The following is a 25,117-nucleotide window of genomic DNA, read 5'->3' on the forward strand; positions in this document are numbered from 1 at the left end:
GCGGCATCGTGCTTGTGGGCACCCTCATCGCGTTCATCTGGCAGTGGTGGCGCGGTCGCGACGACGAGGACTGAGATCGATGGACGGCCTCCCAGGACGGTGCCCCCACGGCGACCGCCCTGGAGACACCGTCTTGTTCGAGATGAGGCTCAGTCCGCGGGCGGCCGGGCTCCGTACGACGCCGTCTTGACGGCCGTGACCGGGACCCCGTCGATGATCGCCGACACCGTGATCGAAACCTCACCGGCGGCGATCGAGGTCGCACGGGTGTTGAACGACACGCTCACCGTCGCCCCCGGTGCAACGCCCGTGAACGTCTTGCCGCCGAATTCGGAGGTCACGACGAGATCCACCGCGACATCCTCGTCATTGGTCACGGTCACGGAGACGACCTGCTTGCCCGCGAGCGTGCGCGGAGTCGCCGACGCCGTCACACCGGGGAGCGGCTCGGCAGCGACCAGCGAGTAGGCACCGGACTGAAGGCGCAACTGGGCCCGCCCGTCGTCGACGCCGATCATCTCCACGCCTTCTGCACGCTCGGCGGGAACCCCATCGACTGTCACGACGTGACCCTCTGCCACGGGAATCGACGTGAGAGCCGTCGTGCCCACGGGAACTTCGACATCGAGCACGAACTTCTGCTCGTCTTTGGACCACGAGGAGGAGACGGTGCCATAGGGCGTGACGGTCGACCCTGACGCGCTCGTGAGTTCGCCCACGGCTTGCGGGGCGATGGAGATCTCCTTGAATCCCGGTTCGAGCGGAGTGATTCCTGCGAGATCCTGGGCGAACCAGTCATCGATCGTCCCCAGGAAGTAGTGGTTGCGTGAGCGGTAGTCATCCCACGCCTCCCACATCGTCGTCGAACCCTCTGCCGAGTCGAACCAGCGACCCCAGCTCGGATAGTCACGCTGGGTTGCCACCGTGTATGCGAGGTCGCCGTGACCGTACTCGGTGAGCAGGGGGAGCAGGTACTTGGTACCCAGGACGCCCGTCCACAGGTGGTCGTTGCGCACGACACGAATGTCACGCGCCAGGTTGTCGACCACGGCCTGTTCCTGCCCCTCCGGCGCGAGTCCGAACTCGACGGCGAGGACGTTGTGCGTCTGCCGATAGCCCGCGACCGCATCGCGGTACACCTGCGCTGCGGCATCGAAGTACGCGGCATTGAAGGCGTCCTTGATGCGGGCCGCCTCTTCTCGAAGGCGCGCAGCGTCATCGGGCTTGTTCAGCACATCGGCCATCTCGGCGACGACATTCGTCATCTCGTAGACGTACGCGGTGGCCGCGACCTTCAGATCCTCCGGCGGGTTGGCGACATTGTCGGGCGACATGTAGTCCCCCAGGAAGCTGTCCGAAATATGCCCGACCGAGATCGAGTGCTCGAGCTCGACATAGTCGAGCATGCCCTCATAGTGCTCCTCGATGATGCTCAGATCACCGGTGTACTCGTAGACCCACCAGGGGATCAGCACGTACGCGGCGTTCCACGTGGGCGAGATGTCGTAGGCGGAGCCCCAGTTCGGGTCCGGCGCGATCGCTGCCGGGCGGCCGGTCGCCAGGCGTGAATCACTGACATCGCGCATCCACTTGGTCAAGAAGCTGTGACTGTCGAAGTTCCACAGGAACATCTCCGCGCCCACTTGCGCGTCACCCGTCCAGCCGTTCTTCTCATACGTGGGCGTGTCCGTCGGGATGTGGTGGAAGTTGTTCAACATCGTCAGCACGACGCCGTCGTGTATCGAGTTGAAGAGCGGTTCCGAGCTCTCGAACGTCGAGATCGTCTCGACGTCGGTGTGAAGCCAGCGGGCCGAGATGTCATCGACGGTCGGAGCCCGGCCGCCCGGCCAGCCGACGATCTCGATGTACTTGAAGCCCTTGTAAGAGAACTTGGGTTCCCACGTCTCTTGGCCGCCTCCCTTCAACGTGTACCGGTCGGTCTGGAACGCACCACCCGTGAATCCGGTCGCAGAGTTGATGCTGCCGTCGGCGTTAAGGCGTTCGCCGTAGCGCAACTGAACCTCGTCGCCCGCTTCACCGTTGACGGTGATGGTCGCCCATCCGGCGATCTGCTGGTCGAAGTGCGCGATGTACACGCCGGGCGAGGGTTCGGAGACCGCTGAGGGCTTCAGCGTGTCGGCGACCCGGATGGGCGGCTGCACGCGAGCGGTGAGTTCACCGACGGGTCCTTCCACCGCGCCGGCGCTCTTCCACGCAGCGTCGTCGAAGCCGGCACGGTCGACCCCCGGCACTTCGAGACGGGCGTCATAGAAGTCGCCCTCGTAGAGGGAGTCGTACGTGGTCGGTCCCTCAGCAGCACGCCAATTCGTGCTGTCGGTACCGAACTCCTCCACACTGCCGTCACGGTACTCGACGCGCACGAGCGCGCGAACCGTAGGCGAGTCCTGCACCCAGGGGGCGCGCTCCCAGCCCCAGGAGTTCTGCGTCTGCATGGAGTAGAAGCCGCGCCCGAGCTCGAACAGGAGTGCGTTGTCACCCTGATCGAGCTGATCTGTGATGTCGTGGGTGACGTAGTGCACCGTCTTGCCGTAGTCGGTGTGGCTCACGGAGAGGACCTCATCACCGACCTGCGCGCCGTTGAGTCGCGCATCCACGATTCCGCCCGCCGCCACGTAGAGACGAGCGTTCGCGATCTCGCGCCCGACCGAGAACTCGTTGCGCAGGAGGGGGGCGCCGTCGCCCGCTTCGGTCACGACGACGTTGTTCCCCCAATCACCGGAACCGTATGGCGCGTGCACGACAGCATTCGTCCAGTCCGAGTCGTCGAATCCGTACGTCGACCAGTCGCTCTGCAGTGTGGCGCTGGTCAGCCAATCCGCGCTCGTGCGGATGAGTTCGACGGTTCCGCCCAGGTATGTCAGGCGAATCGTTCCCAGCAGGCCGGCGGGCGACATCGCGCCCGAGGCGAAGTTTCGATTCTCGGCCCGCACGGCGAGCGTGTTCGTTCCCGGCCGGAGAGTGTTGAGTGACGAGACCTTGGCTTCGCGCCAGGCCTCGGAGGACTCTGAAGAACGCGCGACGACGGCACCGTCGAGGTAGGCGGTGTATTTGTCGTCGGCCGTCATGATGAGTTCCGCCGAGAGCAGTTCGAGACCCGGGTTCACCTCGAAGTCGTAGCGGAAGTAGCGCGCTCCGCTCGGCGCCGCCGGTGCGAATCCATCCGGGTACCAGATCCACGAGGACCCCGCGATCGGAGAAGCTGCAGCGCTGACCGGATCGGCGACCACGTTCCCACCCCACGGACCAGTGCCGTAGACGCCATGCGACACGACCGGAACCCAGGCTGTGTCATCGAATCCCGGTGACGCCCATCCGCTGAGCTCCTCGTGGTGCGACACCCAGCTCGCACTCTTGCCGGTCTGGATCAGCGACGAGGTGCCGTCGCTGTAGTTGATGCGGACGTTGGCGATGATCCCGGCCGGTGACTTGATGCCCACGCCGGCGGCCTCCCACGAGTTGTACGCCTCGACGGCAACGACGTTCGGGCCGGCATCGAGCGGGACGGTGAACCGCTGCGCTGACCTCCACGTGTGGTCAGCCGGAGCGCTCTGTCCGAGCAGAGAACCGTTCAGGTAGAGCTTGTACTTGTTGTCTGCCGTGAGCAGGATGTCGGCGGAGACCGCCGTCTTCCCGGCCTCGGGCTCGAGCGCGGCCCGAAAGTAGCGGCTGCCTTCGGGCGCCGTGGGCGGGGTTCCATCCGGGTACCAGACCCAGTGGGTGTCTGCCAACGTCAGCGGCGTGCGTTCGCCGTCGTCGTCGGGCGTCGGCACCGAGATCCACTCCGACGCGCTCCAGCCGGCGCTGCCGATGCCCGTCTCGAACCAGCTCGGTTCACTCCATTCGCCGGCAGAGTCGTGCTCGGTCTGCACGAGCACACGCCAGTGATAGCGGGTGGCGTCACTCAGCTCGGGGCCACCGTATTCGAGCTCTGTCGACTGATCGCCTTCGACGACACCGGTGTCCCAGACGTCGCCGTCAAGATCGGCGGATCGTTGGGCCGACGACGAGACGAGAACCCGATAGCTCGTTTGTGCGGTGGCCTTCTCGGTCGACGTGGTCTTCCACGACAATCTCGGCGTCGGGTCGTCGATTCCGAGCGGGGCGACCGTGTTGTTGACTCTGAGGTCCACGACAGCCACACCGTCGTCGACCGCCCGCGATGCGGGGACACCAGCGGTGAACACCAAGCCGACACTCAGGGCCGTTGCCAGCGAAACCGCGAGGATCGGCCGTGTTCGAGGGCGTCGCCCGGGGATGCTGACCGCGCTGCTTCCACGGGGTTCGTGGGCGGCTGTGGCTGAAGACATTCGAGTTCCGATCGTCATTGATCTGGGCGTCATGGCCCATGCAGGATCTCTGGTGCGGCGGAAATGAACCGATTCAGAGCGGGCCGTCCTACTCTGCCAGGGGACGAGCTCCGCTCACAAGAGTGAACCGTCCCGGGCCCCTCGATCGTCGAGCGGTGTCGACCCGGGGCGCCCCGACGGTTGCGTGCGGCCTGACGCACGCCTTCGCGACGCGCCAGCTCGGTGTGGCCCTGCCGGGCTACTGCGGTTCGAGCCCCAGGTCGTCGAGGTCGACGGCGGCGAGCCAGGTGAGGCCCTCGGCTTCGATCGCGGCCTGAGCCCCGGTCTTGCGGTCGACGATGACGGCGACGGCGACGGGCTCCGCACCCTCGCGGCGCAGCGCCTCGACGGCTTTGAGCGCCGACTGCCCCGTCGTCGAGGTGTCTTCGACGACGACGACGCGCTTGCCCACGATGTCGGCACCCTCGATCTGGCGGCCTCGGCCGTGGTCCTTGGGCTCCTTGCGTACGACGAAGGCGTCCAGCGGACGAGGGGTGCGCACGGATTCGTGCATGATGGCGTTCGCGATCGGGTCGGCGCCGAGCGTCAGCCCGCCGACGGCGACGATCCCGTCGACATCGCGCAGCAGGTCGAGCATGATGCGACCGATCGACGGCGCGGCGCGGTGGTCCAGCGTGAGCTTGCGCATGTCGACGTAGTAGGTCGCCTTCTTGCCGCTGGAGAGCGTGAAGTCGCCGTGGAAGACGGCTTCATCTTCGATGAGGGCGATGAGGTACTGGCGATCGGCTTCGAGCTCGGGCGTGGACGCGACGGTCATGGATGAGAGTCTAGAGAACCGCTCGTCCTAGGCTGGACCGCATGCGCCTGGCCACCTGGAACGTGAACTCCATCCGTGCTCGCGTCGACCGGATCGTCGACTTCGCCGTACGCGAGCACATCGATGTCCTGGCGATGCAGGAGATCAAGTGCAAGGTCGAGCAGTTCCCGTTCGCGGCGTTCGAAGAGGCCGGATTCCACGTCGAGGCGCACGGCTTCTCGCAATGGAACGGCGTCGCGATCGCGAGCCGCGAGCCGATCGAGAACGTGCGCACCTCGTTTCCGGGGATGCCCGGCTTCGAGAAGGGCTACGAGGGACCGGATGCACCGCAAGAGGCGCGCGCGATCGGCGCGACGATCAGCGGGGTCGAGGTGTGGAGCCTGTATGTTCCCAACGGCCGTTCGCTCGGCGACCCGCATTACTACTACAAGCTCGACTGGCTGGCCCAGCTCGCCGGTTACACACGTGACGCGCTGACCCGCGACCCCGATCTCGCTCTCGCCCTCGTCGGCGACTTCAACATCGCCCCGACCGATGCCGACAACGGCGTGCCCGAGATCGTGCAGGGGTTCTCGACGCACGTTTCACCGCCGGAGCGCGAGGCGTTCGCCGCGATTGAGGCCGCCGGCGTGCAGGACGTCGTGCGTCCGCTCGTGCCGACGGGCTTCACCTACTGGGACTACAAGCAGCTGCGGTTCCCCCGCAATCAGGGCATGCGGATCGATTTCATCCTGGGCTCGCACCAGCTGGCCGAGGCTGTGGCCGGGGCATCCATCCACCGCGACGAGCGCAAGGGCGAGGCGCCGAGCGATCACGTGCCGGTCGTGGTCGACCTCGACCTCACGGGCCCGGACGACGACGACCGTCCGATGATCTTCTAGTCGCCCGCGGTTCAGCCGGTCATGTCGCCCGTGGCGGGCCGGCCGGCCGGGGCGTAACGCAGTTCGACGACCGCGCCGCCCGTCGTCGGCGGAGCGATGAGGCGCAGGGCCGCGGGAGCCACCCCCTCGGGGAAGACCTTCTTGCCCTGCCCGAGCACGACGGGATGCACCCAGAGCTTGAGCTCGTCGTACGCCTCGGCGGCCAGGAGGGACTGCACGAAGTCGATGCTGCCGATGACGTGGATATCGTCGTGGCGCTCACGCAGCGCCGCGACGGCTGCGGGGGCATCCGGTCCGAGCAGCGACGATCCCGCCCACGTCAGGTCGACGCCGCGGCGTGAGGCGACGTACTTCGGGATCTCTGCGAATCGGCGGCCGATGGGGTTGTCACGGTGCTTCGGCCAGTAATCGGCGAAGATGTCGTACGTGCGCCGTCCCAGCACGAGTGCGTCCATGCTGGCGATCCCGGCGCCCACGCGCTCGTCGATGACGGCGTCGTCGATGGGGGCCTGCCAGCCGCCGAAGGGGAATCCGTTCGACGGATCCTCGTTGGGACCGCCCGGCGCTTGAGCGACGCCGTCGAGCGTCGTGAAGAGGTCGATCGTGATGCGTCCGGTCATGATGGACTCCGTTTCAGGCCGCCGTGACGACGACGGGATCCGACGCGGGAAGTCTCGGCGTAGCGCTCGAGCAAGACCATCATGCTCGTAAGAAAAAACAAGACCTGTCAAGAGCAAGCAGGAACTCCGTCGCGCGGCGGATGTCGCGCGTCGTCCTCCCCCGTACGGTGGAAGGATGCCCGACCACGCCCTCCCCGGCGCCACGGCGCCCGTTCAGCGCACGCCGGTGACCCCCGAGGGGCTCCGCCACGACGTCTGGCTCGCCGGCGGGCTTCTCGTCGCCGGCATCCTCAGCATGGCTCTCGGCTCGGTCGCCGGGGTCTACGGGACCGACTCGCCGCACCTCGCGTGGGGCATCCTCTACGCCCTCGCACTGACCGCGCCCCTCGCGCTGCGCCGGCGCTTTCCCGAGATCGTGGCTCTCGTCGTCGCGCTCGTCTTCTTCGTCGGCGTGACGGTGCAGATCCCCGAACTCTACGTCGGCAACGTCGCCGTCTTCATCGCGATGTACACCGTGGGCGCGTGGGTCGACAACCGGCGCCGGGCGACCGTCGTGCGTGTCGTTGTCATCGTCGCGATGTTCGTGTGGCTGCTCGTGACGATGTTCCAGGCCGCGATCGCCCCCGGCGATGAGGGCCTGTCGCGCGTGGGGCTGTTCTCGCCGTTCGTCGCCTTCATGCTCATGCAGCTGCTCATCAACGTCGCCTTCTTCGGCGGCGCGTACTACATGGGCGATCGGGCGTACGCCTCGGCACTCGAACGGACGGCGCTCGAGGAGCGCACGCGCGAACTCGAAGCCGAGCGCGAAGTCACCGCCGCCCAGGCCGTCGCCCTCGATCGCGTGCGCATCGCTCGAGAGCTGCACGATGTCGTCGCGCACCACGTCTCGGCGATGGGCGTGCAGGCGGGCGCGGCGCGCGCCGTTCTCGACCGGGATCCCGACGCCACCCGCACCGCCCTCGTGACCGTCGAGGAATCCTCCCGCTCGGCGCTGGGAGAGCTGCGGCATCTGCTCGAGACGCTGCGCACGTCGGCCGGCGACACCCCCGACGCCTCGACCCTGCGCATCGACGCGATCCCCGCCCTCGTCGCACACGCGAACGAGAACGGACTCACAACGACCCTCACGGTCGTCGGCGACCCCGTCCCCCTGCCCGACGTGACGCAGGTCAACCTCTACCGCATCACGCAGGAAGCGCTCACGAATGCCCGGCGTCACGCCGGACCGGATGCCACCGCCGACGTGCGCCTGCGGTACGCACACGGCTCAGTCGAGCTCGAGATCGCCAACACGGGGCGGGGTTCGGGCCTCATCGCGCCGGGCCTCGGACTCGTCGGCATGCGCGAGCGCGCCGCGGCCTCGGGCGGCACGCTCGAATACGGGCCCCGAAATCGCGGCGGATTCCTCGTGCGGGCGCACGTGCCGACGGGTGTCCTCGCATGATCGGCGTGCTGCTGGTCGATGACCACGCCGTCATGCGGGCGGGATTCCGGATGATCTTGGAGGCCGCGGGCGGGATCCGCATCGTCGGTGAGGCCGCAGACGGCGTCGAGGCCGTGGCTGCGGCATCCGCTCTTCGCCCCGACGTCATCTGCATGGACGTGCAGATGCCCACGATGGACGGGCTCGAGGCGACGCGGCGCATCGTCGCGGATGCCGCCGTTGGCGCCGCCGTCGTGATCGTGACGACGTTCGACCGCGACGATTACCTGTTCGCGGCGCTCGGCGCCGGTGCGAGCGGGTTCCTACTCAAGAACGCCGGCCCCGAAGAGCTCGTCTCGGCCGTCCGCGTCGCCGCCGCCGGCGATGCGCTGCTCGCCCCCGAGGTGACGAAGCGGGTGATCGAGCGCTTCGCGGCGACTCCCGCACCGGCCGCGGCCGAGGCACCCGCGCACGACGCGCTCGCAGAGGGACTCACCGAGCGCGAAGCCGAGGTGCTGCGGCTCGTCGCGCGGGCGATGAGCAACGCCGAGATCGCCGCGCAGCTCTACATCGGCGAGGCGACCGTCAAGACGCACGTCTCGAACGTGCTGCAGAAGCTCGGCGCGCGCGATCGGGTCGCCGCGGTCGTCTACGCCCACCGGCACGGTCTGACCTGAGATCGGCCGCTCCGACGACGATCGGCCGCAAGGCGGCACCCGACGGCGAGACAGCGGGGAACCCCGCCGACTCCGCCCGACGATGCCGACTCGCGACCGATCAGTCAGTCAGTCTCGCGACGCGGTCAGGCGGCGACGGCGACGCGCGCGTAGCGGTCGATGAGGGCGTTGAACGCCTCGAGGTAGCCCACGAGGAACTCGGCGGTCTGGTCGTTCGTGACCTCGCCGTCATCGGTGAACAGGCCCGGAAGCGACTGGACGTAGCCCTCGGGCTGGCCGAGCGTCGGAGCGTTGTAGTGGCTCAGGATCGCCTTCAGGTGCTGCTGCGCAGCGGCGGTCGCGATACCGCCGGCCGACGTGCCGATGACGGCCGTCGGCTTGCCGTCGAACGAGGCCTGGCCCCACGGGCGCGCCGACCAGTCGAGCGCGTTCTTGAGGACGCCGGGGATCGAACGGCTGTACTCGGGCGTGACGATGATGACGCCGTCCACGTCGGCGATCGCCTGCTTGTAGTCCCGCGCGACCTGCGGGAAGTCCGCGTCGTGGTCGGGCGAGTAGAACGGCAGATCCGCGATCGGGATCTCGACGAGCGTCGTGCCCTCGGGAGCCAGCCGCTCCAGCGCCTTGGCGAGGCGCCGGTTGATCGAGGTCGATGAGATGCTGCCGACGATGTAGCCGATGGTCCGATCGGTCATTGCGTGATTCCTCCGTGAAAAAGAATGGGGATCCCCGTGGGGACCACCGTGGACGTTCCCCAGAGCCAACCGGGGATCGACCGCGTTCTATTCCCGCGCATGAAGAGGGGTGCCGACTCCTCCCTCGGGGGGAGCCTCAACACCCGCCCCTCGGGGGAGGACGGCCGCGCGACCGATCCGTAGCGTTGATCCCGTCCGAAGACCGAAAGGCGGATCATGCTGAGCCTCAGCGGCATCACCAAGAGCTACGGCGCGCGCCGTGTGCTCGACGACATCACGTTCGACGTGCGGCCGGGCCGGCTCACGGGGTTCGTCGGCGGCAACGGCGCCGGCAAGACCACGACGATGCGCATCATCCTCGGCGTGCTCTCGAAGGACGACGGCACCGTGACGCTCGACGGCGTCGATGTCACGGCATCCGACCGTCGCTCCTTCGGCTACATGCCCGAAGAGCGCGGGCTCTATCCGAAGATGAAAGTGCTCGAGCACATCGTGTACCTCGCGCGCCTGCACGGCTTCTCGAAGACGGATGCCGCCGCCCGCGCGCAGTCCCTGCTCGAGGAGCTGGGACTCGGCGAGCGCCTCCATGACAACGTCGAGACGCTCTCGCTCGGAAATCAGCAGCGCGCCCAGATCGCGGCGGCGCTCGTGCACGACCCGAAGGTGCTGATCCTCGACGAGCCGTTCTCGGGCCTGGATCCGCTTGCCGTCGATGTCGTCGCGAACGTGCTGCAGCAGCGGGCCGCCGCCGGAGCTTCGGTGCTCTTCTCGTCGCACCAGCTCGACGTGGTCGAGCGGCTGTGCGACGACCTCGTCATCATCGCCGGCGGAGCGATCCGTGCGTCGGGCGCCCGCGACGCTCTGCGCGCCGAATACTCCACGCGCCGCTTCGAGCTCGTCTCTACCGGCGACGCGGGCTGGCTGCGCGACGAGCCGGGCGTCGAGGTGCTCGACTTCGACGGCGGGTATGCCGTGTTCGACGCCGACTCCGATGAGACCGCGCAGCGGGTTCTGCGCCGCGCCGTCGCCCAGGGCGACGTCGCGAGCTTCGCCCCGCAGCATCCGTCTCTCGCCCAGATCTTCAAGGAGGTCATCCAGTGACCACGCAGACCCACGCCCGCCGGACGCCCGCCGTCACCGCGCCGAGCTTCGCGCAGAGCACGTGGCTCGTCGCCGAGCGTGAGATCGGCTCGAAGCTGCGCAGCAAGTCGTTCCTCATCTCGTTCGCGATCCTCTTCGCCATCGCGCTGGCCGCTGTGCTGTGGGCAGGCTTCGCGGCGAGCAGCGGCGGGGGGACTCCCGTCGCCGTGACCGCCGATGCGCAGCCGTATGTGCCGCCGACGACGGGCCTCGACATCACCGAGGTCGCGGATCGAGCCGCCGCCGAAGAGCTGGTGCGCGCGGGCGATGTCGATGTCGCCCTCGTGGGTGACTCGTCGTCGCCGGTCGGGTTCGTCGTGCTCGCCGAGAATGACGTGTCGTCGACGCTCCTGCTCGGCCTGTCGGTGCCGCCGCCGGTCGAACTGCTCGATCCCGAGAACGCGCCCAACTTCCTCGGATACATCGCCGCGATCGGCTTCGGGATCATCTTCCTGTTCTCGGCGCAGCTGTTCGGCGCGACGATCGCCCAGTCCGTCGTCGAAGAGAAGCAGACGCGCGTCGTCGAGCTGCTCATCTCGGCGATCCCGGTGCGCGCGCTTCTGGCGGGCAAGGTCATCGGCAACACGATCCTCGCGATGGCGCAGCTGCTGATCCTGGCGGCGATAGCGGTCGTGGGACTGACGGTCACAGGGCAGACCGAGTTGCTGCGGGGGCTCGGCGCACCGATCGCCTGGTTCGCCATCTTCTTCCTCTTCGGGTTCGTTCTGCTCGCCGCGCTGTTCGCGGCGGCGGCGGCGATGGTGTCGCGCCAGGAGGACATCGGCTCGACCACGACGCCGCTGATGTTCCTCATCATGGGTCCGTACTTCCTCGTGATCTTCTTCTGGAACAACCCCGCCGTGCTGTCGGTCATGTCGTACGTGCCGTTCTCCGCGCCGGTGGGCATGCCGATGCGGATGTTCCTGGGCCAGGCCGAGTGGTGGGAGCCGCTGCTCTCGCTCGCGATCCTGCTCGTGACGTGCGTCGCGGCGATCCTCGTCGGAGCGAAGATCTACCAGAACTCGCTCCTGCGCATGGGCGCTCGCGTCAAGCTCACCGAGGCCCTGCGCGGCTGACCCGTACGGCGGCATCGACGGGCCGAGATGGTGGGGGGACCCCGCCGTCTCGGCCCGCCACAATAGACGTCCCGTTCACCCCGCGCCAGACCGCGCGCCAGCGGCTTCGCGCGGTTTATCGTGAACCATGCGCCCGAGCGTCCTGTCCATCGGCACTGCCGTTCCCCCGACGTCTCTCGCGCAGGATGCCGTGCGCGACCTGTTCGCGAGCCAGCCCGGCATCGACCGCCGTGCGCGGCGCCTCATCCACGCCGCGTTCGGCGCATCCGCCATCGAGTCGCGCCGCACGGTGCTTCCCGATCTCGCGGGTCAGCCCGCCACACACCTTCCGGTCGTGAGCGAGGACGGCGTGCTTCTGGCTCCTCCGACGGGTGCGCGCAACGACGAGTACCGGCGCAGCGCTCCCCCCCTGTTCGCCGCCGCATCCGGTGCCGCGATCGCGCGAGCAGGGATCGAGGCGCGCGCGATCACACATGTCGTGACGGTCTCGTGCACCGGTCTCTACGCGCCCGGACCCGACGTCGAGCTCGTGCGCGACCTGTCGCTCGACGCGGGAGTGCAGCGCTACCACCTCGGCTTCGTCGGGTGCGCTGCCGCCGTACCCGCTCTTCGCCTGGCAGGACACATCGCAGCGAGCGACCCCACCGCGGTCGTGCTGGTGGCGACCGCCGAGCTGTGTTCACTGCACCTGCGCAGTTCGTCCGATCCCGAGCAGATCGTCGCCGCCTCGGTCTTCGCCGACGGCGCCGCGGCCGCGATCGTGACGGCCGACCCGGCATACGAGAGTGCTGAGCGCCTCGAACTCGACGGGTTCCAGACCCAGCTGCTGCCGGACGGCGAGAAGGAGATGCAGTGGACGATCGGCGACACCGGGTTCGAGATGACCCTGACGGCGCAGGTGCCCCGCCTCGTCGGCGCACACGCGCGCTCGTCGCTTCCTGTGCTGCTGACCTCGCACGGCATCGATGTGTGGGCCGTGCATCCGGGTGGGCGCAGCATCCTCGATCGCGTCGAAGAGGCGCTCGGCGCGCCGACTGACGCGCTTCAGGCGTCGCGCGACGTGCTGCGCCGTTACGGCAACATGTCGAGCTCGACGATCCTCTTCGTCCTGGACGAACTGTGGTCGCAGCACACCGCCGACGGCGCGCGGATCGGCGCGATGGCCTTCGGGCCGGGGCTCACGGTCGAGGCGGCCCGCCTCGTGCGGCGTGCGGCACGAGTGCCCGTTCCGACGACGGCCCGCGACCTCGAGACGGTGGCCGGATGACGGCGGACGCCCCCGTGGATCTGCGTCGGCGGGACCGGCATGTCCGCGAGCTCATGGACGACCCGGCGTGCGATCCGCAGTTGCTCGCGGCGACATACGCGCGCTTCGCCGTGGTGAACCGGCTCATCTCGGGGTGGGGGCGTGTCTACCGCGACCGTCTGCGACCTTTTCTTCGGCAGCTCGACCGCCCCGCCCGCGTGCTCGATCTGGGCTCGGGTGGTGGCGACCTCCTCCGGCGTCTGGACGGGCTGGCCCGCGCCGATGGACTGAGCGTCGAGTGGGTGGGTGCCGATCCAGACCCCCGTGCCCTCGACGCATCCCTTCCCACACCGGGCATCGTGCACGTGCAGGCGACGTCTGATGACCTGCGTCGTGCCGACGAGCGCTTCGATGCCGTGCTCTCGAACCACGTGCTGCACCACCTGTCAGACGACGAGCTGCCCCGCTTCGCCGAGGACTCCCTCGCGCTCTCATCGGGCATCGTCCTGCACTCCGACATCGCCCGCAGCCGGCGCGCGTACGGCCTGTTCGCCGTCGGCATCACTCCGCTCGCGCGCGGCACGTTCCTGCGCACCGACGGGCTGCGCTCGATCCGGCGCAGCTACACGCGCGCAGAGTTGCAGCGCGCGCTGGGCGCACCGTGGCACGTCACCGAACCCGCCGCATTCCGCTTGCTCGCCGTCGGCGGCGAGCGTGCCTGACGTCGTCGTCGTCGGCGCGGGCCCGGTCGGTCTCCTGCTCGCCGGTGAGCTCACCCGCCACGGCGTCGAGGTCGAAGTGCTCGATCGACGTCCGTCGGCGGCGGGGGGCTCGCGGGCGATCGGCGTGCATTCGCCCGCGCTGGCGGCGCTCGAGGCGAGCGGTGTCACGGAACGTCTGCTCAGCGAGGCGACACGGGTGACGCGCGGCGAGGCCCGCTCGGGCGAACGCCTTCTCGGCATCGTGCGCTTCGATCGGATGTCGACGCGGTTCCCGTTCGTCGCGACGCTTCCGCAGTCGGCGACCGAAGGCGCACTCGCTGCGCGCACCCCGACGCCTGCGCGGGGCACGCACGTGACCGCGGTGCGCCCGTGCGATGACCGGGTGATCGTCCGTGCGAGCGCCGGTGACCGCACCGTCGAGCGAGAGCCTCGGATCGTCGTCGTCGCGACGGGTGCCGGCGGTCGCGACCTCGTCCTGCGCCAGACCGCCACGCGCGTGCACGCGTACCCTGACCGGTACGTCATGGCAGACGCCGTCGCCCCCGGATCGTCGGATGTCGCCGTCGTGCACCTCGACGCGGGCGGAGTGCTCGAGTCGTTCCCGCTGCCCGGTGGGCAACGCCGTTTCGTCGCGTCGGACGCGGCCGACGCCGACCCGGAGCCCGCGGCCCGTCTCGCTCGCCTGCGGGCAGCGGTGGCGGCGCGCGGCCTCGACCCGTCGGGCATCGCCACGGCGACGGGCTTCGGCGTGCGGCGCTTCGTCGCTCCGCGGCTGCGCAACGGGCGGGTGTTCGTCATCGGCGACGCCGCCCACGAAGTGAGCCCCATCGGCGGTCAGGGCATGAATCTCGGCTTCCTCGACGCGGCCACGCTCGCGCCGCTCCTGGCGGAGTGGGTGCACGCGGGGGTCGCGCCCGACGCCGACCTCGCCCGGTGGGAACGTCGGCGCGTGGCATCCGCCCGCACGGCCGCACGGCTCGCCGCCGTGAACACGGCGGTCGGCAGATCGCTCGGTCGCGGCGACGCTGTGCGACGCGTCGGGGTGCGTGCGATGCTCGCGCCGCCACTGCGGCCCGCGCTCGCGCGGGCGTACGCGATGGGGTTGGACCGCGACGCGCGGTCCTTCGGCTGAGGCGCTCCGCCGGTTCAGCCCGACAGCGCCGATCCCGAGGCGACGAGCTGCGCCGCGAGCAGGAGCGCCGCGAGCATGACGAGGCGGAAGAGGATGCGCGCCGGGGGCCTGATGACCGCGCGGACCACCGTGGCGACCGCGACGAGGAGCACTCCCGCGAAGAACACCCACGACAGCGGCGTTATGGCCGCCGGGTCTCCCGCGGCCGGGCCGAGCAGCACGGCGAGGGCCCCTCCGCTCACGGCGACGGCCGCGATGACGGCAGACCACCGCGGGCCGATCCGGTGCGGCAGACCCCGCACGCCCGTGCGCGCATCGTCATCGAGGTCGGGCAGCACGTTCGTGAGATGCACGGCGACGCCGAAGGCGGCCCCGGCGATCCACGCCCATCCCGCGGCGAAGGCCGGGTCGGCCGCCGAGAGCGGCGCGAGCGAGGGGAAGACGCCGAAGCTCACCATGAAGGGCACGACCGAGACGGCGGTGGCCTTGAGCCCCGCGTTGTACGACCAGCCCGATCCCAGCAGAAGAGCGTGCGCTGCCAGCATCCGCCAATCGAGGATGTCGGACAGCGCGAGTGCGATCGCGAGGGTGCCCCATGCCGCGATCCACGCGGTGCGAAGGCTCACGTCGCCGCGCGCGAGGGGTTTGTCGGTACGGCCGACGGCGCGATCACGGCCCGCGTCGAACGCGTCGTTCGAGATGCCGATCGACAGCTGCCCCGCGAACACGGCGATCGTCAGCAGCGCGAGTCGCCACAGGTCGAGCGAGACCGCGAGACCGAGGGCGAGCGCGAGGGCGGTCACGACGAGCGTCGGCCCGGGGTGGGATGATCCCCACAGTCCTCGTATGACGCTCACGCTCGATACTCTCACGTCCACGCGCTCTCGCCGCGAGCGCGCAGGCAGCGCCCTGTGTGGGGTCAGCCGACCTTACGGCGGGCGCGGACGATACCGGCGATCGCCGCCGCGAACGCGACGATCAGGGCCACGAAGCCGACGAGTACGGCCATGAGGGCGATGACGTTGGATGCGTCATCCGACAGGGCGCCGCCTGTCCACACCGTGAGCGCCGAGCCCACTTCGCCGTCGTCGCCGCCGTCGACGAGAGTGACCGCGAACACGACGAGCGCTGCCCACAGCACCCACGTCGCCGCGGTGTAGACCGTGCGCGTGGCCTTCGCGGCGCGCACCTCACGGTCGAACAGCGTCAGAACGGGCGGCACGTACAGCGCGATGATCCCGAAGAGGCCGAACCAGACGCCGATCACCATCATCCAGCCCAGCGGCGAGCCGACGATCCCTCGCCCCACGATGACGAACAGGGGCAGGAGGAGCGCGAGAATCCACTGCGCGACGAAGACGAAACGGCCGGAGGTTGCGATGTGCATCCCCCGACCGTATCGGCTATCGCGGTCAGTCCTCGATCAGCTCGGCGTCGACGATCTCCTCGTCCATCGGGGGCATGCGCTCGCTCGTGAGCACGAGCGTCGCTCCGTCGGCGGCGACATCGACGCGCACGGCGTCGCCGTCGTGGATGCCCCCGCCGAGGATCGCCATCGCGAGGCGGTCCTGGATCTCGGACTGGATGAGCCGGCGCAGCGGCCGCGCCCCGAACAACGGGTCGTATCCGCGTTCGGCCAGCCACGCGCGGGCATCCGGCGTCACAGCGAGTGTCAGGCGACGGTCCTTGAGGCGGCGTTGCAGCGCATCGACGGACAGTTCGACGATCTGCGCGAGGTCGTCCTCGGTGAGAGCGTGGAACACGACGGTGTCGTCGAGCCGGTTGACGAACTCCGGGCGGAACGTCTGGCGCACGAGCGCCAGCACCTGCTCGCGCTTCTGCTCGGTCGTCAGGGTCGGGTCGATCAGGATCGGTGAGCCGAGGTTCGACGTCAGGATCAGGATGACGTTCGTGAAGTCGACCGTCCGGCCCTGGCCGTCGGTGAGGCGCCCGTCGTCCATGACCTGTAGCAGCACGTCGAACACTTCGGGATGCGCCTTCTCGACCTCGTCGAGAAGAACGACCGAGTACGGACGCCGTCGCACGGCCTCGGTCAGCTGCCCGCCCTGCTCGTAGCCGACGTACCCCGGAGGGGCACCGACGAGGCGGGAGACCGAGTGCTTCTCGCCGTACTCCGACATGTCGATGCGCACCATGGCGTGCTCGTCGTCGAAGAGGAACTCGGCGAGCGCTTTGGCGAGCTCGGTCTTGCCGACGCCGGTCGGGCCGAGGAACAGGAACGAGCCGGTCGGACGCTGCGGGTCGCTGATGCCGGCGCGCGAGCGGCGCACGGCATCGGAGACGGTCTTGACGGCGTCCTTCTGCCCGATGATCCGCTTGCCCAGCTCGCTCTCGAGGTGAAGCAGCTTCTCGGTCTCGCCCTGCAGCAGGCGCCCGACGGGGATGCCGGTCCACGCGGCGATGACTTTGGCGATGTCCTCATCGGTCACCTGGTCACCGACCATCCGGTCGTCGCTGCTCTCGGCCTTCTCTGCGTCCATGAGCTTGCGCTCGAGCGCGGGGATGTCGGCATAGAGCAGCCGTGACGCCCGTTCGAGGTTGCCCTCGCGCTGCGCGCGATCGGCTTCGATGCGGGCGGCATCCAGCTGGGTCTTGAGGTCACCGACGAGGTTGAGCGATGCGCGCTCCTGCTCCCAGCGGTTCTGCAGCTCGGCGAGACGGCCTTGTTCGGTCTTGAGCGTTTCGCGCAGTGTCGCGAGGCGCTCTTTCGACGCGTCGTCCTTCTCGCGCTTGAGTGCCATCTCTTCGAGCTTGAGCCGGTCGACGTGCCGCCGCAGCTCGTCGATCACGAGCGGTGCCGAGTCGATCTCCATGCGCAGCCGCGACGCGGCTTCGTCGATGAGGTCGATCGCCTTGTCGGGCAGCTGGCGCGAGGGGATGTAGCGATTCGACAGGGATGCCGCAGCCACCAGCGCGCCGTCGGCGATCGCCACCTTGTGGTGGGCTTCGTAGCGCTCCTTGAGCCCGCGAAGGATCGCGATCGTGTCTTCGACACTGGGCTCGCCGACGTACACCTGCTGGAAGCGGCGCTCAAGCGCGGCATCCTTCTCGATGAACTCGCGGTACTCGTTGAGCGTCGTCGCGCCGATGAGGCGCAGCTCGCCGCGCGCGAGCATGGGCTTGAGCATGTTGGATGCCGCCACCGAGCCCTCGCCGCCACCCGCACCCATGAGCACGTGCAGCTCATCGATGAAGGTGATCACCTGGCCTTCGGACTCGGTGATCTCTTTGAGCACGTTCTTGAGTCGCTCTTCGAACTGACCGCGGTACATCGCGCCGGCGACGAGGGCGGACATGTCGAGGCTGATGAGTTCTTTGCCCTTGAGCGACTCGGCGACATCGCCCGCGACGATGCGCTGGGCGAGACCTTCGACGACGGCCGTCTTGCCGACGCCGGGTTCGCCGATCAGGACGGGGTTGTTCTTGGTGCGGCGGGTCAGCACCTGGCTGACGCGGCGGATCTCGCTGTCTCGCCCGATGACGGGGTCGAGCTTGCCCTGGCGGGCTCGGTCGGTGAGGTTGATCCCGAACTGCTCGAGGGCACTCTGCTGGTCGTCCTGCCCGGGCTGGGGCTGTGCGTTCATGGGAGCTCCTGAGGCCTGAGGGCTCAAAGGTTGAGCCGAGTTGACTCAAGTTTAGCGCAGGGGGCTCCATCGCGGCAAGGGTCTGCGCCGCCGCCCACCGGCGCGCGGGCACAGCGAGACCATCGCCGCGTGCGCGACGAAGTGTCCGGCTGACCCGGACGCGGCGGGGTGTCAGGCCGTGGACGCGCGCGCGCGGTCGTACACCTCGACCATCGCAGCCGTGCGCGACGACTGACGGAAGCGCTCACGGATCCCCGGATCCGGCTGCACCGCCGACCCCGCAGCGATGTCCCGCACCGCCTGCTGCAGCGCCGAGGCAAGTGCGTCGACCGATGCGTCGGCCACCGCGGGGGGCGCATCGACGTCACCACCGACGGCCCAGAACCCCCGGCCGAGCTCGCGCGCGAGGTCGGTGTCGCTCACGATCGACGGCGTGCCGAGCGACGCCGCCTCGAAGATCGTCATGCCCTGCGTCTCGAAGCCGATCGAGGTCTGCACCACGGCGTCGGCGGCTTGGATGCGGCGGAGGGTCTGGGCATACGGCATCCGGCCCGAGAAGACGACGGATGCTGCGGGCCGAAGCCGCTCGACGGTCCGACGGGCCGCGGCGAGCTGCCCACCCCCGCCGATGATCTCGACCTCGGCACGCACGCCGGACCGCGCGAGGGCCTCGAGGAACGGCAGCAGGCGCTTCTCGGGACTCATGCGCCCGAGCCACACGAACCGCGCCGGGCCCGGTTCGCGCACCGCAGGGGCGGCGGCGAGCACGTCGTCGAGCACGTCGTCGTCGATGCCGTTCCATACGACGTCGACGTCGACGAAGACTCCGTGCTGCTCAAGCCGCTCGGCGAAGTGCTGAGACGGAGCAGTGACCGCCCGGGCACCGCGCGCGAGGCGTCGCAGGTAGGCCCACCCGTCGCGGCCCGGTGTCGGCTCGGCCAGCGCGACGCGACTCCACGCGTTCAGCGCGCTCAGCACGAGCCCCGGGAACGGGGCCGTCGCTTCGATTCCCACGTCGACGCGGTTGTGCATCGTGTGCACGACCGGGAGCCCGTGCCGCTTCGCGAAGCGGTATCCGATGAACGCACCCCAGAAATCAGCCTGCACGTGCACGACATCGACGGGCGCGCGGCCCGCGAGCGCCGCATCCACCCGCTCGTCTGTGCGCCGACCGGGCCACGACATCGCGTACTCGCGATCGAGCGTGATGGGAATCGAGGGCACGTCGACATAGGCCGTGTCGAACGGCGCCGCGCGACGGCCGTGCCTGGCCGGTGCGACCAGCGTCACGGTGTGGCCGGCCTTTTCGAGGAACCTCCGCTGCAGCCGCATCGACACCTGCGCACCGCCGAGAGTCTCGACGTGCTGATCGCCGAACATCACGACGTGCACGGGCGGCTCACTCCGGCAGGGGCTCGTCGCGGTACAGCGCCTCGAACGTGTCGAGGGTGCGCTGCATGTCGTGGATCTTCACGCCGTCGAGCGATGCCTGCTGCATGCGCAGGCGCTCTTCGGGCGACTGCGTCAGCACGCTCGTGAGCTTGGCCGCGAGGTCGTCGACGTCGCCCGGCTCGAAAAGATATCCGTTCTCGCCGTCGTGCACGAGGTGCGGCAGTGCGACGGCGTTCGCCCCGACGATGGGCAGTCCCGACGCCATCGCCTCCATCGTCGCGATCGACTGCAGCTCGGCGATCGATGCGATGGCGAAGACGCTCGCACGGCTGAGGATGGCGCGCAGCTCTTCGTCGGTCGTGTAGCCGTGGAACGTCACCCGGTCGGCGAGGCCCAGCTCGCTGGCGAGCTGTTCGAGGTTGCGGCGCTGATCGCCGTTCCCGACGATGTCGAACGTCACATCGAGCGCGGGATCGAGCTTGGTGATCGCTCGCAGCACGACATCGATCTGCTTCTCGCTCGTGAGCCGGCCGACGAACACGATGCGGTTCGCGTCACGAGGCGTGAGATCGGGAGTGTAGTTGCGGGCATCCAGACCACAGCTGATCGGCACGACGCCGCGGATGTCGATCGTCGTCTCGAGGAAGTCGGCCGCCCGCCGCGTCGGCGTCGTGACGGCGCGCGTCATGCCGAAGGTGCGCTTGGCGTCGTTCCATGCGAGCCTGACCACGATCTTGTCGAGAACCGGCGGCAGGGTCGTGAAGTCGAGGATGTTCTCGGCCATGACGTGGTTCGTCGCCACGACGGGGATGCCGCGCTTGCGGGCTTCGCGCGCCAGGCCCCGGCCCACGACGATGTGCGACTGGATGTGCACGACGTCGGGGCGCACCTCGTCGAGCACACGGCGCGCGTAGCGCTTCGACATCCACGGCAGCACGAACGTGAGCCAGTCATGCGGGGGCCAGCGCCACGACGGCAGGCGGTGCAGGGTCATCTGCTCGCCCTCGATGACCTCGCGGAACGTGCCGTGGTTGCGGTGCCCGGCGCTCGGCGCCATGACGTGTACGTCATGGCCGCGCTCGACCAGTCCCGCGGCGAGACGCTCGGCGAAGCGGGCGGCGCCGTTGACGTGCGGCAGGAACGTATCGGCGCCGATCAGGATCGTCAGCGGCCGCGCGTCGGCGGCATGGTCGGCGGGCGTCGCGGATTCGGTCACGAAGAATGCGGCCTGTCTGTAGTGCGGAGCGGCACGCAGTGGGGAGGACGCGCGCCGCTCCCACTGTAGCCTGAGCGCCTCCGAGGGTCCGGGGAACACGCCTACCCTGGAGTCATGCCCCGACTGCACGCCGATGCCGACGCGACGCTGTGGGTTCCGGTCACGGAATCCCTCGGCTGGCGCGGACGCCGACACCGCAAAGCCGCGATCCGGATGCTGCTGACCCGAGCGAACAGCGCCATGGGGGCCGAGCGCCCCGGCAGCGGCGTGGCGGCGTGGGCGATGAGCCAGGCGGCGCCCTTTCTCATGCGCAAGGCGGCGGGCCGCGTCCTGGTGTGGGTGTGGAAGGCCGACCCCGAGCTCGTCGTCGTGATGGCACAGGTGCAGGAGGCCACCCCGCAGCTGCGCACGGCGCGAGCCATGATGCCGATGGAATACGACGACACCGAGACGTTCCGCGGCACATACCTCGGCGCAGGCGAGAAGCTGGCGATGCCCCTCCCCCCGGATCCGCGGACGCCGCCGTTCGCGACCTACACGTGGGACACCGGGACGCACTTCGTGACGGTGTCCGCCGTGTGCGCCGACCGCGAGCGATTCGGCACCGTGATCGGGGCGGTCGACGACCTCGCGAGGAGCGTGCGCATCAGCGAAGATCTGCCCGTCGGAGAGACACCGGGAGTCTTGCGCCTGGGACCGTCCTGACCTGCGAGACAATGCACGCATGACAACGCCGGTCGCATCGCCGTTCGCCGAGACGTGGACCCTGCCGCCGACGGTGGCGGCCCGGACCGCGGAGGGCCGCGCTGTCCGCTCGCGCGTGCCGCGCAGCACGCTGTCGCAGCTCACGACCACGGGCCGTGACCCGCTGCGCATCCTCGACGACCAGAACGCGACACGGATCCCCGAACTCGTGCCGCTGCGCACCGAGCGGATGGCGGCGAGTCCGTTCGCGTTCTACCGCGGCACCGCCGCCCTGCAGGCCGCCGATCTGGGGCGGGACCCGCACAGCGGCATCCTCGTGCCCTCGTGCGGCGACGCCCATGTGGCGAACTTCGGGTTCTTCGCGTCACCGCAGCGCACGCTCGTGTTCGACCTGAACGACTTCGACGAAGCCGCATGGGCGCCCTGGGAATGGGACGTCAAGCGTCTCGTCGCCAGCATCGTCATCGGCGGGCAGGCATCCAGTCGGGACGAGACGGTGGTGCAGGATGCCACCCTGGCCGCGGTGCGCACGTATGCGCGTGCGATGGCTGCCCACTCCGCCCGGAGCCCGCTGGACCGGTACTTCGTGCAGTTCGACGTGCGTGCGGTCGCGGCGGCCGCCGACCGCGAGACGCGGCTCGTGCTCAAAGAGGCGATCCGCGACGCCGAGAAGCGCACGGGCGAGCGCGCCGCCCGGAAACTGACCGAAACGCTGCCCGACGGCCGCATGGTGTTCCTCGAGCGCCCCCCCACCATGGTGCACGCGAGCGCCGCTGCACGGGACCGGCTGCACGAGAACGCCCGGGCATACGCCGAGAGCGCCGACATCGACATCCGCCTGCTGATGACGCACTACACCGTGTCAGACCTCGCCCGCCGGGTGGTGGGGGTCGGCAGCGTCGGGACGGTGTGCAGCCTGATCCTCCTGCAGGACGGCGACGGCGGCTCGCTCATCCTGCAGGCCAAGCAAGCCGGTCAGAGTGTGCTCGCGCAGTACGGCGGCATCTCGCAGCCGGCAGCCGCTCACGAGCACATCGACCGCTACGGCCAGGGCGGACGCGTCGTCGCGATGCAGCGCATTCTGCAGGCGACCTCCGACCCGTTCCTGGGACACCTGCGGGCGTTCGCGGGCGACTTCTACGTCCGCCAGTTCCACGACATGAAGGGCGGCCTCGATCTCGAACAGCTCGAGGACCGGCCCTTCCGCGTCTATGCCGAAGCCTGCGCCGCGACGCTGGCTCGCGCGCATGCGCAATCGGCGAACGCCGCGGTGGTGTCGGGATACATCGGCAACGGACGGCTCATCGGCGAGGCGCTGCTCGAGTGGGCCAACGCCTACGCCAGGCTGTCCCGCGCCGACTACGACGCGTTCGTCGCGGCATCCGCGGATCAGTCGTCGTCGTTGTCACGCCCCAGCTGACGAGGCCGCCACACGGTGAGCCCGGTCGAGCGGCGCACGCGCGTGCCGCGACGCAGCGGCACGACGGCCCCGGTCGATTCGGCCACGAAGACGCGCGCACCGGGGCGGCGCTCGAGCTCGGACTGCATGCGCTCCTCGAGCTCGTAGACGCGAGACGTCAGTTCCCGAACCCGACGCTCGAGCTCGAGGATGCGCATGATCGCGGGCAGGCCGATGCCGTCACACGACAGACGTGCGACCTCGCGGAGCTGCTCGATATGCCGCAGCGAGTACCGCCGCGAGCCACCCTGCGTGCGCGCGGGCGTCACCAGACCGAGCCGGTCGTACTGCCGCAGTGTCTGCGGGTGCATGCCCGACAACTCGGCGGCCACCGCGATCGCGAAGATGGGGGCATCTTCGTCGAGATCGTCAGACATCATCGGTCACCCCCTGTCAGCCGCGCGACTTCGCCATGAGGTCTGCCCGCGGGTTCTCTTTCGGCTCGAGCGACTGGAACCGCTCGAGCGCCTCGCGCGCGGCGTCGTCGAGGTGCGCCGGCACGGCGACCTGAACCTCGGCGAGAAGGTCGCCCGTGCCCTTGGATGTCTGAACGCCGCGTCCCTTGACGCGCAGCACGCGCCCCGACGGAGTGCCGGGTGCGACGCGCAGCTTGACGGGGTCGCCGCCGAGCGTGGGCACCTCGATGGTGGCCCCGAGGGCTGCTTCGGTGAAGGTGACGGGCACCTTGACGCGCAGGTTCAGCCCGTCCCGCTCGAAGACGGGGTGCGGGCGCACCGCGACCTGAACGACGATGTCACCGGGCTCGCCGCCGTCGAGCGACGGTCGTCCGCGCCCGCGCAGTCGGATCTTCTGCCCGTCTGAGACCCCCGCGGGGATCTTGACCTTGAACGGCTTTCCGTCTTCGCCCTGCAGCGAGATGGTCTCGCCCTTCGTCGCTGTGACGAAGTCGACGGTCGTGCGTGCCGTGACGTCGGCGCCCTTGGTAGGACCCCCGTAGCCGCGGAATCCGCCCGTCGTCTGCCCGAAGCGGCCCGAGCCGAACCCGGCGCCCTGCTGCTGCCCGAACATGGAGAAGATGTCGTCGAAATCAGCGGCGGAGGCATAGCGTCCACCACCGCGGCTCTGCCCGAACTGCGAGAAGACGTCTTCGAACCCGCCGGCGCCCTGGCCGCCCGCCGTGAAGCGGGCGCCCGAGCCCATGGCGCGGATCTGGTCGTACTCTTGGCGCTGCTCGGCGTCCGACAGCACGGCATACGCTTCGCTGATCTCTTTGAACTTGGCTTCAGCCGCGGCGTCCGCTTGATTCGAATCGGGGTGATACTTGCGCGCGAGCTTGCGATACGTCTTCTTCAGGTCTGCGTCAGAGACGTCCTTGCTGACCCCGAGGACCTTGTAGAAGTCCTTGTCGAACCAGTCTTGACTGGCCATGAACGCCCCTGCCTATTCCGCCGCCACGGCAACCACGACCTTCGCAGGACGCAGTTCGACATCGCCCAGGCGGTAGCCCACCTCGGCGACCTCGACGATCGTCGGGGTCGCCTGCCCCGGCGTCGGAACCTGGAAGATCGCTTCGTGCTGCTGCGGGTCGAAGACCTCGCCGGCGGCGCCGTGAGCGGTGACGCCCAGCTTGGCCACCGCAGCGCGCACCTTCTCGGCGATCACGGCGAAGGCAGTGCCCTCTTCGAGGTCGCCGTGCTTCTCAGCGCGGTCGAGGTCATCGAGCACGGACAGCAGGCTCTTGGCCGCCTCGCCCTTGGCTCGCTCGATCTCGAGCTGCCGCTGCTCTTCGGTGCGGCGCCGGTAGTTGGCGTACTCGGCGGTCAGCCGTTTCAGGTCGGCGAGGTAACCCGACGCCTCGGGCGGAAGATCCACCGCATCGTCGGCCGTGAGCGCGTCGTCCGTCTGGTCGGCGCCGAGGATGTCCTCGACCGTCAGGTCGTCCTGGTGCGACGCGGGGTCGGAGACGTTTGCCTCCGACCCCTCGTCGCCCGGACGGACCTCTTCGAAGTCCTTGTCCGTCAT

General features: G+C 69.2%; 22 protein-coding genes. 10 read left to right on the forward strand and 12 right to left on the reverse strand.

Going from position 1 to position 25,117, the window contains the following annotated elements; genetic code table 11:
• Positions 1 to 149: 149 nt before the first annotated feature.
• On the reverse strand, positions 150 to 4,205 hold the full coding sequence (locus AC25YV_RS09255; protein WP_488123560.1) for a family 78 glycoside hydrolase catalytic domain: 4,056 nt from the start codon (positions 4,203 to 4,205) through the stop codon (positions 150 to 152).
• Between the two features lie 361 nt (positions 4,206 to 4,566).
• Positions 4,567 to 5,145, reverse strand: coding sequence for an orotate phosphoribosyltransferase (gene pyrE / locus AC25YV_RS09260; protein ID WP_488123561.1), 579 nt, complete (start codon positions 5,143 to 5,145; stop codon positions 4,567 to 4,569).
• A 41-nt stretch (positions 5,146 to 5,186) separates the two neighbouring features.
• On the opposite strand from pyrE, the gene AC25YV_RS09265 reads away from it, so the two are divergent.
• On the forward strand, positions 5,187 to 6,026 hold the full coding sequence (locus AC25YV_RS09265; protein ID WP_488123562.1) for an exodeoxyribonuclease III: 840 nt from the start codon (positions 5,187 to 5,189) through the stop codon (positions 6,024 to 6,026).
• A gap of 11 nt (positions 6,027 to 6,037) precedes the next feature.
• On the opposite strand, the gene AC25YV_RS09270 is transcribed toward AC25YV_RS09265, so the two are convergent.
• A complete protein-coding gene (locus AC25YV_RS09270) occupies positions 6,038 to 6,646 on the reverse strand; it encodes a dihydrofolate reductase family protein (RefSeq protein WP_488123563.1) in 609 nt (202 codons plus the stop codon).
• A 175-nt stretch (positions 6,647 to 6,821) separates the two neighbouring features.
• On the opposite strand from AC25YV_RS09270, the gene AC25YV_RS09275 reads away from it, so the two are divergent.
• The gene (locus AC25YV_RS09275) at positions 6,822 to 8,090 is read left to right on the forward strand and encodes a sensor histidine kinase (RefSeq protein WP_488123564.1); all 1,269 of its coding nucleotides are present in this window, start codon (positions 6,822 to 6,824) and stop codon (positions 8,088 to 8,090) included.
• Positions 8,087 to 8,746: a response regulator gene (locus AC25YV_RS09280; protein WP_488123565.1), complete on the forward strand. Its 660-nt coding sequence runs from the start codon at positions 8,087 to 8,089 to the stop codon at positions 8,744 to 8,746. Before AC25YV_RS09275 ends, AC25YV_RS09280 begins: the two co-directional genes overlap by 4 nt.
• 125 nt (positions 8,747 to 8,871) lie before the next feature.
• On the opposite strand, the gene AC25YV_RS09285 is transcribed toward AC25YV_RS09280, so the two are convergent.
• Complete coding sequence (locus AC25YV_RS09285) at positions 8,872 to 9,441, reverse strand: NADPH-dependent FMN reductase (RefSeq protein WP_488123566.1); 570 nt, start codon at positions 9,439 to 9,441, stop codon at positions 8,872 to 8,874.
• Positions 9,442 to 9,657: 216 nt separating this feature from the next.
• Between AC25YV_RS09285 and AC25YV_RS09290 the strand changes: the two genes are divergently transcribed.
• From AC25YV_RS09290 to AC25YV_RS09310, 5 genes are all read left to right on the forward strand, one after another.
• Positions 9,658 to 10,542, forward strand: a complete 885-nt coding sequence (locus AC25YV_RS09290) for an ABC transporter ATP-binding protein (RefSeq protein WP_488123567.1) — start codon at positions 9,658 to 9,660, stop codon at positions 10,540 to 10,542.
• Positions 10,539 to 11,657 carry an ABC transporter permease gene (locus tag AC25YV_RS09295; protein ID WP_488123568.1) on the forward strand — a complete coding sequence of 373 codons (1,119 nt, stop codon included), beginning with the start codon at positions 10,539 to 10,541 and terminating at the stop codon, positions 11,655 to 11,657. Before AC25YV_RS09290 ends, AC25YV_RS09295 begins: the two co-directional genes overlap by 4 nt.
• Before the next feature lie 127 nt (positions 11,658 to 11,784).
• Positions 11,785 to 12,924 carry a type III polyketide synthase gene (locus tag AC25YV_RS09300; RefSeq protein ID WP_488123569.1) on the forward strand — a complete coding sequence of 380 codons (1,140 nt, stop codon included), beginning with the start codon at positions 11,785 to 11,787 and terminating at the stop codon, positions 12,922 to 12,924.
• On the forward strand, positions 12,921 to 13,625 hold the full coding sequence (locus tag AC25YV_RS09305; protein ID WP_488123570.1) for a methyltransferase domain-containing protein: 705 nt from the start codon (positions 12,921 to 12,923) through the stop codon (positions 13,623 to 13,625). The genes AC25YV_RS09300 and AC25YV_RS09305 overlap by 4 nt, the downstream gene beginning before the upstream one ends.
• Entirely contained in the window at positions 13,618 to 14,757 is a 1,140-nt protein-coding gene (locus tag AC25YV_RS09310; RefSeq protein WP_488123571.1) for an FAD-dependent oxidoreductase, read from the forward strand. The genes AC25YV_RS09305 and AC25YV_RS09310 overlap by 8 nt, the downstream gene beginning before the upstream one ends.
• A gap of 14 nt (positions 14,758 to 14,771) precedes the next feature.
• Here AC25YV_RS09310 and AC25YV_RS09315 read toward each other — a convergent pair whose 3' ends face one another.
• The 5 genes from AC25YV_RS09315 to AC25YV_RS09335 form a co-directional block, all read right to left on the reverse strand.
• Positions 14,772 to 15,614, reverse strand: a complete 843-nt coding sequence (locus AC25YV_RS09315) for a UbiA family prenyltransferase (protein ID WP_488123572.1) — start codon at positions 15,612 to 15,614, stop codon at positions 14,772 to 14,774.
• 62 nt (positions 15,615 to 15,676) lie between these two features.
• Positions 15,677 to 16,144: a hypothetical protein gene (locus AC25YV_RS09320; protein WP_488123573.1), complete on the reverse strand. Its 468-nt coding sequence runs from the start codon at positions 16,142 to 16,144 to the stop codon at positions 15,677 to 15,679.
• A gap of 25 nt (positions 16,145 to 16,169) precedes the next feature.
• Entirely contained in the window at positions 16,170 to 18,362 is a 2,193-nt protein-coding gene (locus AC25YV_RS09325; protein ID WP_488123574.1) for an ATP-dependent Clp protease ATP-binding subunit, read from the reverse strand.
• Positions 18,363 to 18,533: 171 nt separating this feature from the next.
• Positions 18,534 to 19,754 (reverse strand): glycosyltransferase, encoded by a 1,221-nt coding sequence (locus AC25YV_RS09330; protein ID WP_488123575.1) that lies wholly within the window; start codon positions 19,752 to 19,754, stop codon positions 18,534 to 18,536.
• 7 nt (positions 19,755 to 19,761) lie between these two features.
• Positions 19,762 to 20,970, reverse strand: coding sequence for a glycosyltransferase (locus AC25YV_RS09335; protein WP_488123576.1), 1,209 nt, complete (start codon positions 20,968 to 20,970; stop codon positions 19,762 to 19,764).
• A 114-nt stretch (positions 20,971 to 21,084) separates the two neighbouring features.
• On the opposite strand from AC25YV_RS09335, the gene AC25YV_RS09340 reads away from it, so the two are divergent.
• Both AC25YV_RS09340 and AC25YV_RS09345 read left to right on the forward strand, forming a co-directional pair.
• Positions 21,085 to 21,675, forward strand: a complete 591-nt coding sequence (locus AC25YV_RS09340) for a hypothetical protein (protein ID WP_488123577.1) — start codon at positions 21,085 to 21,087, stop codon at positions 21,673 to 21,675.
• Between the two features lie 19 nt (positions 21,676 to 21,694).
• The gene (locus tag AC25YV_RS09345; protein WP_488123578.1) at positions 21,695 to 23,095 is read left to right on the forward strand and encodes a DUF2252 domain-containing protein; all 1,401 of its coding nucleotides are present in this window, start codon (positions 21,695 to 21,697) and stop codon (positions 23,093 to 23,095) included.
• Here AC25YV_RS09345 and AC25YV_RS09350 read toward each other — a convergent pair.
• The 3 genes from AC25YV_RS09350 to AC25YV_RS09360 are packed head-to-tail and all read right to left on the reverse strand — an operon-like array spanning position 23,065 to position 25,117.
• Positions 23,065 to 23,514 carry a heat shock protein transcriptional repressor HspR gene (locus tag AC25YV_RS09350; protein ID WP_488123579.1) on the reverse strand — a complete coding sequence of 150 codons (450 nt, stop codon included), beginning with the start codon at positions 23,512 to 23,514 and terminating at the stop codon, positions 23,065 to 23,067. The genes AC25YV_RS09345 and AC25YV_RS09350 overlap by 31 nt on opposite strands.
• 13 nt (positions 23,515 to 23,527) lie before the next feature.
• On the reverse strand, positions 23,528 to 24,523 hold the full coding sequence (locus AC25YV_RS09355; protein ID WP_488123580.1) for a DnaJ C-terminal domain-containing protein: 996 nt from the start codon (positions 24,521 to 24,523) through the stop codon (positions 23,528 to 23,530).
• 12 nt (positions 24,524 to 24,535) lie between these two features.
• Positions 24,536 to 25,117: a nucleotide exchange factor GrpE gene (locus AC25YV_RS09360; protein WP_488123581.1), complete on the reverse strand. Its 582-nt coding sequence runs from the start codon at positions 25,115 to 25,117 to the stop codon at positions 24,536 to 24,538.

Source organism: Microbacterium sp. Y832, assembly GCF_057669765.1.